General features: G+C 27.0%; 13 protein-coding genes and 1 other RNA gene. 10 read left to right on the top strand and 4 right to left on the bottom strand.

The genetic code is table 11. From position 1 onward, the window contains the following. The first annotated feature begins 90 nt into the window (after positions 1–90). The 4 genes from ACTG46_RS16965 to ACTG46_RS16950 all read left to right on the top strand — a co-directional run bounded on the left by ACTG46_RS16965 (position 91) and on the right by ACTG46_RS16950 (position 4,277). A complete protein-coding gene (locus ACTG46_RS16965; protein ID WP_407963982.1) occupies positions 91–582 on the top strand; it encodes a YfbM family protein in 492 nt (163 codons plus the stop codon). Between the two features lie 962 nt (positions 583–1,544). Then, entirely contained in the window at positions 1,545–2,417 is an 873-nt protein-coding gene (locus ACTG46_RS16960; protein ID WP_231301601.1) for an ABC transporter ATP-binding protein, read from the top strand. Further along, the gene (locus ACTG46_RS16955; RefSeq protein WP_479923268.1) at positions 2,414–3,703 is read left to right on the top strand and encodes an ABC transporter permease; all 1,290 of its coding nucleotides are present in this window, start codon (positions 2,414–2,416) and stop codon (positions 3,701–3,703) included. Before ACTG46_RS16960 ends, ACTG46_RS16955 begins: the two co-directional genes overlap by 4 nt. After that, positions 3,633–4,277, top strand: coding sequence for an ABC transporter permease (locus ACTG46_RS16950; protein WP_479923267.1), 645 nt, complete (start codon positions 3,633–3,635; stop codon positions 4,275–4,277). Before ACTG46_RS16955 ends, ACTG46_RS16950 begins: the two co-directional genes overlap by 71 nt. A 323-nt stretch (positions 4,278–4,600) precedes the next feature. On the opposite strand, the gene ACTG46_RS16945 is transcribed toward ACTG46_RS16950, so the two are convergent. After that, positions 4,601–5,428, bottom strand: a complete 828-nt coding sequence (locus tag ACTG46_RS16945) for an AIM24 family protein (RefSeq protein WP_167639924.1) — start codon at positions 5,426–5,428, stop codon at positions 4,601–4,603. Between the two features lie 516 nt (positions 5,429–5,944). Here ACTG46_RS16945 and smpB point away from each other — a divergent pair. The 5 genes from smpB (at position 5,945) to ACTG46_RS16920 (ending at position 8,133) form a co-directional block, all read left to right on the top strand. Continuing rightward, complete coding sequence (gene smpB / locus ACTG46_RS16940; protein WP_054277589.1) at positions 5,945–6,400, top strand: SsrA-binding protein SmpB; 456 nt, start codon at positions 5,945–5,947, stop codon at positions 6,398–6,400. A gap of 157 nt (positions 6,401–6,557) precedes the next feature. Further along, positions 6,558–6,907: a transfer-messenger RNA gene (gene ssrA / locus ACTG46_RS16935) on the top strand. Between the two features lie 295 nt (positions 6,908–7,202). Continuing rightward, positions 7,203–7,418: a DUF3791 domain-containing protein gene (locus ACTG46_RS16930; RefSeq protein WP_021426802.1), complete on the top strand. Its 216-nt coding sequence runs from the start codon at positions 7,203–7,205 to the stop codon at positions 7,416–7,418. Beyond that, complete coding sequence (locus ACTG46_RS16925; protein WP_479923266.1) at positions 7,418–7,897, top strand: DUF3990 domain-containing protein; 480 nt, start codon at positions 7,418–7,420, stop codon at positions 7,895–7,897. Before ACTG46_RS16930 ends, ACTG46_RS16925 begins: the two co-directional genes overlap by 1 nt. Before the next feature lie 5 nt (positions 7,898–7,902). Continuing rightward, entirely contained in the window at positions 7,903–8,133 is a 231-nt protein-coding gene (locus ACTG46_RS16920; protein WP_070441912.1) for a hypothetical protein, read from the top strand. Positions 8,134–8,248: 115 nt separating this feature from the next. On the opposite strand, the gene ACTG46_RS16915 is transcribed toward ACTG46_RS16920, so the two are convergent. From ACTG46_RS16915 to ACTG46_RS16905, 3 genes are read right to left on the bottom strand one after another with little or no spacing between them, the layout of a single operon-like run. Continuing rightward, positions 8,249–9,415, bottom strand: coding sequence for a tyrosine-type recombinase/integrase (locus ACTG46_RS16915; RefSeq protein ID WP_479923265.1), 1,167 nt, complete (start codon positions 9,413–9,415; stop codon positions 8,249–8,251). Continuing rightward, entirely contained in the window at positions 9,405–10,157 is a 753-nt protein-coding gene (locus ACTG46_RS16910; protein ID WP_479923264.1) for a Fic family protein, read from the bottom strand. The genes ACTG46_RS16915 and ACTG46_RS16910 overlap by 11 nt, the downstream gene beginning before the upstream one ends. 56 nt (positions 10,158–10,213) lie before the next feature. Further along, positions 10,214–10,981: a helix-turn-helix domain-containing protein gene (locus tag ACTG46_RS16905; protein ID WP_479923263.1), complete on the bottom strand. Its 768-nt coding sequence runs from the start codon at positions 10,979–10,981 to the stop codon at positions 10,214–10,216. Positions 10,982–11,124: 143 nt separating this feature from the next. On the opposite strand from ACTG46_RS16905, the gene ACTG46_RS16900 reads away from it, so the two are divergent. Next, positions 11,125–11,325: a helix-turn-helix transcriptional regulator gene (locus ACTG46_RS16900; RefSeq protein ID WP_479923262.1), complete on the top strand. Its 201-nt coding sequence runs from the start codon at positions 11,125–11,127 to the stop codon at positions 11,323–11,325. The last annotated feature ends 299 nt before the right edge of the window (positions 11,326–11,624 follow it).

The raw sequence follows: 11,624 nt of genomic DNA, 5'->3' as shown, positions 1-11,624 counted from the left end.
GTTTTTACTTTATTTAATTTATAACGATATATTACTTTGTATAAATTTAGTGTTAAAATAAAAAAAACACTACTTAGGAGGAATAGAATTATGGGTATGATAGGATGTTATATTAGAATAAGTGAAGAAAATGTTTTGAAATTACAACAAGCAGAAGATAACTTACAAGGTTTATTTTTTGGAGATATGGATGAAGATAATACTATCAGTATTGATAAAGCATGGCATGCTATTCACTTTACTTTAACAGGTTGTCCATTTGGAGGAGAGGATGATAATATATTTAGCAAACTAGTAATGAGTGGAAATGTATTTATGGAAATTGATGGAGAACCACCTGCAATGCTGATTACAGCTAATGATGTAAAGAAGCTATCAGAAGCAATGGATAGTTTGGAAGAGCAGCAGTTTAGAGAAAAATTTAATATTAGTGAGATGTTAGAAAATAATATTTACCCTGTTATGGATGATGAGAATGAAGAAGAGTTTTTTGATTATGTATGGGCAAATTTGATTGAACTTAAAAAGTTTATAGAAGAAGCTGCTAATGAGAGACAAGCAGTAATATTTTATATAATGTGATGATTACTAAAAAACTATGAACGATTAATACATTTACATATCTTAGACATGAGGAAGTATGATTTTATAAGGGAAGGTACATATTAGCCTTTTAATTACTTATTTAATAGTAGCATTTTAAAATATATCAATTATTTTTGGATTCTTGTGGTGTGTAGCTACATATATTTTATTCTTAAAAGGCTAAATGATTTATCCTAAGTTAGTATCATTAGGATACAAGTATGTGATAAATATTTCTTAGAACAGACTATATAATATGATTCTGAAATATATGAGTCTATAATAAGCATTTAATAATCTTCCAGATTCTAATTTAATTGATAAAATAGAGGATTTTTTAATTATAGTCTTGAGTCTATTATATTTTTGAAATTTATCTATTGTGTTCTATAATTCTCTTGTATATCTATAATATTTTTTCATTATGTGACTCGATTTATTTTTGAAGCTAACCTATCATATTCAATAATTCTTTTAATTAGATATTATGTTTTTTTATTATGTGAATTAATTTTTTTGAAAATTTATCTCTTAATGCAAATCAACTATCTTCTGAAGCTAATCTCTTATATCCAACAATTCTTTTGTATACTTATCTTATTTTTCATTATGCAAATCAACTATCTTTTGAAGCTAATCTCTTATATCCAATAATTTTTTTAGTTATCTGCAATATTTTTTCGTTATAGCAACTTACCATCATATTGAAAGCTATCCATTATAAATAATTCGTTTAACCATCCACCATATCTTTTTATTATATAAAACGGACTCACAAATAAAGTAAGTAAAAATAAAAAATATAGATACTCTAATTAAAAGTAGAAAAATTAAAATCTTTAGGAAAAATTTAGAAATTTATAAATAATATCTTAAGTTTTAGAATTTATTATGAAAATACAATAAAAAATTTATAGAAATACAATTCTATAAAACTATTTCTGGGGGTGTATTTATATATGGAAATGAAAATATCAGTGTCTAATCTTAGTAAAAGATTTGGAACAAAAAGTGCTCTTGATAGTATAAATCTTGAAATTGACAGTGGGATGTTTGGGCTTTTAGGAAGAAATGGAGCAGGAAAAACGACTTTTATGAGAATTTTAGCTACCTTATTATCCAAAACAGAAGGTTCAATAGATATGTGTGGGGTTCCTATTGAGAATACTAAAGATATTAGGAATATGGTTGGCTATTTACCACAAGATTTTTCAATGTATCCCAATATGACAGTATACAAGGCAATGGATTATTTAGCAGTTTTATCAAATATACCACTAAGGAAAAGAAGTAAAGTTATATGCAAGTTATTAAGTAAAGTAAACCTTACTAATCATCAAAATGTTAAGGTAAAGTCTTTATCTGGAGGTATGAATAGAAGGCTTGGCATAGCGCAAGCACTAATTCATAATCCAAGAGTTTTAATAGTAGATGAACCAACAGCAGGTCTTGACCCAGAAGAGCGTATAAGATTTAGAAATCTATTATGTGAAATTGCAAATGATAGAATTGTTATATTATCAACGCATATTGTTGGAGATATAGAAGCTACATGTGAAAATGTGGCGATATTAGATAGTGGAAAAGTTATATACAATGGCTCTACTGAGGCTTTAGCAAAACTAGCTCAAGGAAAAGTATATAGTATTGAAGTAGATAAAAAAGATATTGAAAATATAAAAAATAAATTTGTAGTTATAGGTATGCTGACTCAAGGTGGAAAGGCTACACTTAGGGTCATATCAGATGATAAACCTTTTGAAAATGCAGTAGAATGTAATCCAACTATTGAAGATGGCTATATGCTTATAATGGGAGGAGAGAAGATATGAATCTATTTTTAAAAGAATGTAAAAATATATTAAAAAGTATAGTATATTATGTTTTTATTATAGTTTTAGTGTTTTTCTATGTTTCTCAACTTGGAGGTTCAGTTTCTAAAGATGTAAGTAAAAATGTTCCTAATGATGGGAATCCATTAGTTGCTCCTCAAAGGGTAGAAGATATTGAGGAATATTATTCTATACACAATCAATATCCATATGGTCAAAAAGAATCTATGAAAACAGAAGAAGTCATTCCAAATGCAACTATAAATTTAATTAGAGAATATCAAGAAAACTCATATACAACATATCCAACAGGAATAGTTAAATCTATACAATTGGACCAAAATAAAACCAAGACCATAGAACAATATATAGAAGAAATAACTGGTAGAAGTATTGAGGAAATAAATTCACTATGGAAAAATGGAGATAGCATAAAAATAGATTATTCAAGAGTATCTATTGGAAGATTTGAAGAAATAATGCAAAGAGTAGATGATATTTTAGGCGGAGGGTCTGCATATGCCTTTGATAAGTTGCAAAGATTTGGGGTAGTTCCAATTTCTTATAATGAAGCAATGCAGAATTATAACTATACAATAGAAAAAGATAAAGTTACTAATGGCTATGCAAGAATTTTTTGTGATTATATAGGTATAGTCTTAAGTATATTTCCAGTGTTTGTGGCAGTTTTCATGTCACTTAAAGATAAACGTTCAAGAATGAGAGAAATTATTTATTCAAAACAAGTATCGTCATACAAAATAGTTTTATCAAGATATTTTGCACTTGTTTTTATGATGTTATTACCAATATTAATTTTAGGTATAAAAGATTTACTTCCTTTGATTGAATTTGGCAAAAATGAAGGGATATCAGTTGATAATTTAGCATTTATAAAATATACAATATGGTGGCTACTTCCAACACTTATGATAGCTACAGCTATAGGTATGAGCCTTACTATATTAACAGATACACCAATAGCAATTATTGTTCAATTAATTTGGTGGTTTTACAGCATAAACTCTACAGGTCTTAAAGGTGATTATCCAACAATGGGGTTAATGATAAGACATAATAGTGTGCTAAGTGGGAATATTGTTGCACAAAACTTTAATCAAATTATGAGTAATAGACTTATGATGAGTCTAGGTGCATTAGTGATTGTTTTGCTAACGATGTTCTTATATGAGCAAAAAAGAAGGGGGAATCTTGATGTTGGGTCAAAGCTTTCAAAACTGTTTAGTTTTAATAAAAGAAAACTTCAAATTAAGCACTTTAATTAATTTGATATGTTCAATTATATTGTTATGTTTGATTCCTCTAATACAAGGAGTAGCTAACTTAGATAGAATTTCGTCAGCCATATGTTTAGAAAATTATGTTGTAATAGTAGGAATAATAATGTTGGTACCTATATTTTCACTAGAGCAATCAAAGGAGCTTGATGAAATAGTATCATCAAAATCACTATCTCAAGTTATTGTACAATCAATTAGAATACTGATGTCAATTATAAGTATAGCTGTTTTAATCATAGGTTTTGTAAATGTTTTAATCTATTTAGGTGGAAATTTTCCAGTAACTGAGTATATCATTGGAAGCTTCGCATCAGCTATGTTTGTAGGAAGTTTGGGAATGTTTTTTTCGAATTTATTTAACAATACAATCATTGGATATATGGTGTCTATAGGATATTTAATTTTAAATATGATGACTAAAGATAAGTATGTTGGAAATTTTTTTATAATGTCTATGAGTCAAGGCAGTTTTGATGAAAAATATTGGTTGATATCTGGAAGTGTAGTGTTGATAATCATATCTCTATTGATAAAACCAATAAAAAGGAAGGTTAGATAATAAAATGAGAGCTTTAATAAAATGAAGGTAATAGAAATAAAAAGTACATTTATGAGATGCAAGTTTATTTTTATATACACAAGATATAATTTGATATTTATGTATGTAAATAGATGTATGTATCTATCTATTAGTATAAGAATATATATATTGAATTTTATTAAAAGCTCTCAAATTTATATTTTATAGTGATTTCACAATAATAGTTTAATAAAATCTATAGTAATTTTATAAATTATATAGTGAATTCATAATAATAGTCAAATAAAACCGATAGTAATTTTATAAATTTCATAATGATTTAGTAAGTATTTATAAAACTACTATTTTTGTTTAGAAACTTTATTATTCATATTATCATTAGTAGGCATTGAACCAAAGCTTAATTTTTCATACATTACTTGAGTTGGTGCTAACCAAACTGTACCATTACCAGTAAATGTATTTAAGAAACCTTCACCATTTAAAGCAGAACCAATTAAAGATTTATCTGATTTAGTAACAGAGAAATTAACTCCAGATGTTCTTGCTATTGCAAAGTTACCATCTACCTTTAATTCTTCTCCATTTTTTAATTCATACTCTACAATTTCACTTTGAGGAACAACGCATTCTAGAACGATTACACCAGTACCACTTAATTCTATTTGGAAGAAACCTTCACCACCAAGTAAAGCAGATGAGAAGTTCTTTTGTGTAAATGCCTTTACTTCTATTGTATCAGAACAGCAATAGAATAATCCTTTATCAACAACTATTGAATCATTATCAAGGCTCATAAATAAGTAATGTCTAAAAGAAGGTTCTAAGTAAACTTCGCCAGTACCTTTATATACAGGTTTCATCATTGATTCATTAGTAAGTGCTCCTGATATTCCTTTTTTGAAAAGGCCTCCAACGCCACCAATCTTAGTTTCAGAAGAGATATTACCTTTATAATAATATAATGCACCAGCTTCTGTTTTTATTGATGAATTATTTAACTTTATCTTAATTTGTCTAGCTCTTAAGCCAGCTTCTCTAGCAAAATATAATCCCATTGCCATCATTGGGCTAGAAGCACCTTCAAGTTTTTCAAATTCTAATATTTCAAATTCACTTTTACCATCTGATGCATTTTCTAAAATTCTTACTTTTTTGCTTAAATCCATACAAATTTCTCCCTACTATAGTTAATATTTATCTCTAAAATATTACAAGATATAATTATATATTACATTTTTTTTGGAAAAATGGCTACTTTATCATCAAATTTTTACATCTTTTAAGAAACTTTAAGATGGTTATAGCTGAAGTAGGATTGCTTAAGGATATGTGATTATTTAAATGGATATTTTGAGTATTATTTATTATTTGTGGGTATTATATTTTATGGGCATATTAAAAGATAAAAGATAGATATTTAGAGTAGTTTTTGTTTTGAAGTTAATAAATTGATTTTAGCAGTTAAATTTAGCTTGGTATTGAATGTATTTGATATGGCTTGTTATTTATTTTGCTTTACTATTTACCATATTACTTAAGAAACTTAATATATTAGTGTAATCTTGACTAAAATTCCTAAATATGTTATTATACAGGTTAGTCAAATGATTTAGTAGCATGAAAAATTTAGCAAATTATTAATATCAATTGAAGAAATTTCTAGCAAAGAAGGTGAGATTTATATGGCTGGTAAGAAAGTATTAGCAACAAACAAAAGAGCAAGACATGAATATTTTATAGAAGAAACTTATGAATGTGGAATTGAATTAAAAGGAACAGAAGTAAAATCAATAAGACAAGGTAAAGTTAACCTAGGTGATGGATATGCATCTGTAGATAATAGTGAAGTATTTTTGAAACAAGTTCATATAAGTCCATATGAGCAAGGAAATATATTCAATGTTGATTCTTTAAGAGTTAGAAAATTATTGCTTCATAAGCATGAGATAAGAAAACTTATTGGAGCAACTACTATAAAGGGGTATTCACTTATACCACTTAGTTTATATCTAAAAAATGGTAAAGTTAAAGTAGAAATTGCTTTAGCAAAAGGGAAGAAATTATATGATAAGCGTCAAGATATGGCTAAGAAAGATGCACAAAGACGTATAGAAAGAGAAATGACAGGCAAGTATTAAATTAGATAAAAGTGTATTTTTTAGAATAAAATTCTTTATTATCTAGAACATAACATTGATTTTTATTCTTAAAAGTATTATATTATATATACATTAAAAATTTAATAAAAATGGTGATAAAGTTTGCGAAAAGTCTACTGGACTATAAACTACTCAAGGGGGCGTAAAGGTTTCGACGTGGGTTTGGAACTTGAGGCTGCATGTCGTGTTACTCTGGGTCACGTAAAAACTGGGGAACTTTAAAATAAACGCAGACGATAATTTCGCGATAGCAGCCTAGTTGCTGCTCGTCCCTCTTAGTCCTCCTGCCGACTAAGACTGGACGTCATTATGCAGGGAACTACTTTAAGGGTGTCTCGACTTAAAGTAGATTAATTGGGACTGGCTAAGCATAGAGCCTGCCACTTGGCGTTATGTGAGGCGAGATATTAGTGAAGTTGGCTAAGCATGTAGATGCAACGAGGAAAAGACTTACGGACAGGGGTTCGACTCCCCTCGTCTCCACCAATTTTTAAAAAAGAATGATGAAATACTTGGAAATACTAGTCTTTATTGACTAGTATTTTTTATTTTGGTGATGAAATCCACCAACTGTACCCCAACCACAGAAAAAGAGGTTTTTTTGAGGGTATATTGGGGTGCATTTAGAGTGTATAAAAAACCTTTATTTATTATGATATTAGGTAACATAGAATTTTAATATCTACTTTATGATATAATATTTTTATAAATGTAAAATAGTTTAAGTTGTTAATTAATAAAAATATATATTATATAAGTTTGATAGGAGTTGAGGTTTGTAATGGATGAAAGAAAACTAGAATTTTCTATTTTTTGCATTGAAGCTTTAGCAGAAAAGTTGAATATAGATTCAGAAGGAGTTTATAAACTTCTTAAACATGATACTGATATTTTAGATAACTATATAATACCTTGCTATGAAGCACTACATTCTCAAAGTAAAAGTTATATAGTGCAAGATTTAATACAAGTGCTTAAAGAAAAGGGTGTGATATAATGATTGTATATCATGGTTCATACTGTGTGGTAAAAACGCCTAATATTACCTTTTCAAGAGATTCTTTAGATTTTGGAAAAGGATTCTATTTAACTAGTATAAAAACACAGGCACTTAACTGGACAGAACGTTTTAAGAAAAGGGGTAGAAAAGCATATTTAAATAGCTATTCTTTAGATATTGATGAATTAAAAAAAATTTGTAATGTAAAAATATTCGATAGTTATAATTTAGAATGGCTTGACTTTATATTAGAATGTAGAAATATGAGTGATGTATATATGAAATATGATGTTATAATAGGTGGAATTGCTGATGATAAGATTTACAATACAATAGAACTGTATCAAGATAATCTTATTGAAAAAGATGAAGCTTTAAAAAGATTAAAATACTATAAACCAAATGAACAAATATGTATAACCAATCAAAATGTAATAGATAAATATTTAAAGTTTAGATGTGAAGAGGAGGTATAGTGCTTATGGAAGCAAATAAAACATTATTACAGATACTATATAAAAAAATTATATTAGAATTTTCTAGGCAGACAGGCAAGAGTTTGGAAGAAAGTATGGATTATTTATATACTTCTGAAACATATAAACTTATAAGTGAGGGTGTATCAGATATGCACTGTAAGGGTCATATATACTTGGCTCAAGAATTAATGTTAGAAAATGGATTAATGTACCATAAAGGCTATCCAAGATAAATAATTAAAACTAGATACGAAATAAGGATACAAGATAATATAAAATTAATTTGTATCCTTATTTTGATTTTGTAATTAACTATATGAAATCACAATATTTATATGTATTTGATTTTTACAATGAAAATATTTTATCCAACTTTTCTACAGCTTCAACCTTCTTATCTTCCATAACTTGAGTATATATATTCAAAGTTATTGATATATCATAATGACCCATTAAAACTTGTACAGTTTTAGGAGGGACATCATTCTCAAAAAGTCTAGTTGCATAAGTTTTCCTAAGGCCATGAAACTTTATAGGTTCTATATCTAAGCTGTTTAATATAGATTTTAGATTCCTTAGTGGTCTTTTATCATCTATAGAGATACCTAATTCATTGCAAAATACATAATTATAATTTCTATATAATTCTCCAGCTTTTAATATATCTACATTTTGATTTACTTTATGTTCTTTCAATTTATTTAAAACATCTTTTGGAATAGGTACAGTTCTGTAAGAATTTGATGTCTTTGGCTCTTGCTCTAATACTTTAAGCTCTCTATTTCCATTTTTATCTATAAGATATGTTCTTTGAAGAGTTCTTTTAACTGTTAAATTGGACTTTTTAAAATCAATATCAAACCATTTAAGTCCTAATAATTCTCCTAATCTAAGTCCAGTACCAAGGGCAAGTAAAAATAATGCCTCTAATTTATGACCATCTATAGCTTTTATAAAACTCTTTTGTTGTTCAAGAGTCAATATTTCAAGCTTATTTTCCTTTTTTTCAACTGGTATATTTGCCATAGTACAATAATTACGTTGTATAAGACCTTGTTTTTCAGCTTCCGATAAGCAGGTTTTCAGTTTAGTGTTTATTTGTCTTATAGTAGGTATACTTTTATTGGAATCAAGCAATCTATTGTAATATTTTTGTATGTGAGATACTCTTAAGTCTTTTAATTTAACATTACCTAAATCAGTATCTTTAATATAATTACGATAGATGCTTTCATATCTTTCAAATGACTTAGGTTTTAAATCTTTTATTCTATATTCAAACAACCAATTGTAAAACCAATGCTCTAAAGTTATTTTATCATCTGAAATATCAGAGCTTAAATAATATTGTTTTTTATAAGCATCTAATTTATCTTTAACTTCCTTTTGAGTATTACCATAAAATTCTTTTCTTATTGGTTTACCATCTTCATTGTAACCAATCATTATACGGGAACGCCAACCATCTTTATATTTTCCGATAGAGCCTTCTCCATTAGCTCTTTTAGTTGCCATTTTTAGACAGCTCCTTATATGATTTATAGTTATATCCATCAAAGAATGTAATACATTTCTCTAATAAGAATTTTATAACTTCATCAGCTTCTAGTGTTTCATAGAAGTTTAGCATCAATGTGTTGTACTCTTGTTTATGCTTAGCTGGTATTGATAGAACTCCTATATCATTACTTATAAGTATTAGGTTTGATGTAAGTCTAGCAGTTCTTTTGTTGCCATCATAGAAGAATTGGCAATAGGATAACCATAAATTTATTATTATAGCCTTTTCTAAGGGGTTAGTTATTTTATTTATGATATTTATGTCATTTACAAATAAATCATTTAATAGAGTGGCTTCTATGCATTCATATTGAGTAGTACCAGCTATACCTATATTACCATTTCTGAAGTCTCCAACGATTAGAGTTTCATCTTTTGCAACTATTTTATGTATAGAGTAAATTGTATCTTTATTTAAAGATAAGTTTTCTTTGTTACTTAATTTTATTACATAATCCCATGATGATTTTATATTTAGTATTTGATTTTGGTCACTTAATTTATGTCCACCTACTGTTATACCATCAAGTAATGTTTGTACTTCTGGGAATGTAAAGGGGTTATTTTCTAGGTTACTCATATCATATACAAATTCACTTATCATTCTTCTAATGTATGTTAAAGTATATTTTTTATCTCCATGAGGTAGATTAGTAGGGAATTTATGTGTGTATTTTGGTATATATGATTTATTCATGATTGTAGCTCCTTTCATAGTTTTTTACCATTGTTTTAGATACTATTGATATATTTTTATATTTTATTTAGTAGTTTTTTTATTTCTTTAAGTGTATTTTCAAGCTTTTTATTTTTTTCCTTTAATTCATTATTTTCTTGTAATAATTTAAAGTAATCATTATTTTTAATAGTCATATTTTCTTTTTGAGATATTAACTTTTTTAGTCGAATGTTACTCCCATTATCTGTTGCCTCACTAAAGTAATCATAGATTGCTTCTATATTTTCTTCTGATAGACCAATATCTAATAATTCGTCAATTGATTGTTTTGTAAGAACATCATTTTTAATAATTTCTTTTATATCATCAGGATGTAATGAAAAATCTAATTCAGTATTAGATATACAATCTGAAAGTATCCAATTATAAACTTGATTTTCATTTAGTTCTAATTTTTCACCAAGTTTATAATATTGGTCTTTATCAGACCAAGCACCTAGCAATAAACTTGAGGTAATCCTAATATCATCATCTTCCATAAGATTTGAAATAGCATTTAAAAATTCATCAAAAGAATAGTATTCTTCTGGGAATAAAGACTGTAAAAAGTATAAAATATCTTCATTAGTCATTACTTCATTTTCAATATCAAAATAAAAGATAGTCTTTTCAATTTTCAAAGCTTTAGCGAGTTTTGATAAGGTATCTATACTAGGTATTCTTTTATCATTTTCATAATTTATTAGAGCATTTCTTGAGATGCCACTAATTTCAGCAAGTTGAATCTGTGTTAGTTCTTTTTGTTTTCTTATCTTTTTTAAGTTTCTTCCAATTTGCAACATTATCACCTCGTATAAAGTATAGCCCAAAAGTACACAAATGAGAACAGAAAAATAATATATTTTTATTGACAGTATACATATGTCGACATTATAATTAAAATGTAAAGTTTACGAATGTAAACTAGAAAAAAGGAAGAAAAAGTATGGGAATCAATTTAAAAATATTTAGTATTAAAAAAGGTCTAAATCAACAAGACCTGGCAGATAGAGTTGGTATATCAAGATATTATTTATCTAATTTGGAAAGAGGTAAGGCTAATAATCCAAGCAATGATTTGATGGTTAAACTGTTTAGTGCTTTAGATACAATAGTAGAAGAATTATTTTTTAGTAAAGAGGAGTAAAAATATGGATTAAAGAATATTTTAGTAGAAAAAATACAGGTGGTGTAATTAATTATACAGGAACTGCAATTCAAGATTGTGTAAGCCTAATTTATTTATTTGATAATATAGATAAGAAAGATTATCAAGAGATAACTTTTGAACAAATAAATGATTTTACTATTATTTTTAAGGATAATGAAGTATATGTACAGGTGAAGTCAAATTACTTTGATTTTAAATCAGTAAGTACATTATTAGAAAAGCTAGATATAAAGCATGGTAAAAAATATGTATTTGCATGTTCCAAATATGATAAT

Source organism: Clostridioides sp. LIBA-7678 (genome assembly GCF_056716065.1).
The sequence above is the reverse complement of the archived record's forward strand: the minus strand, read 5'-3'. Positions and strand labels throughout refer to the sequence as shown.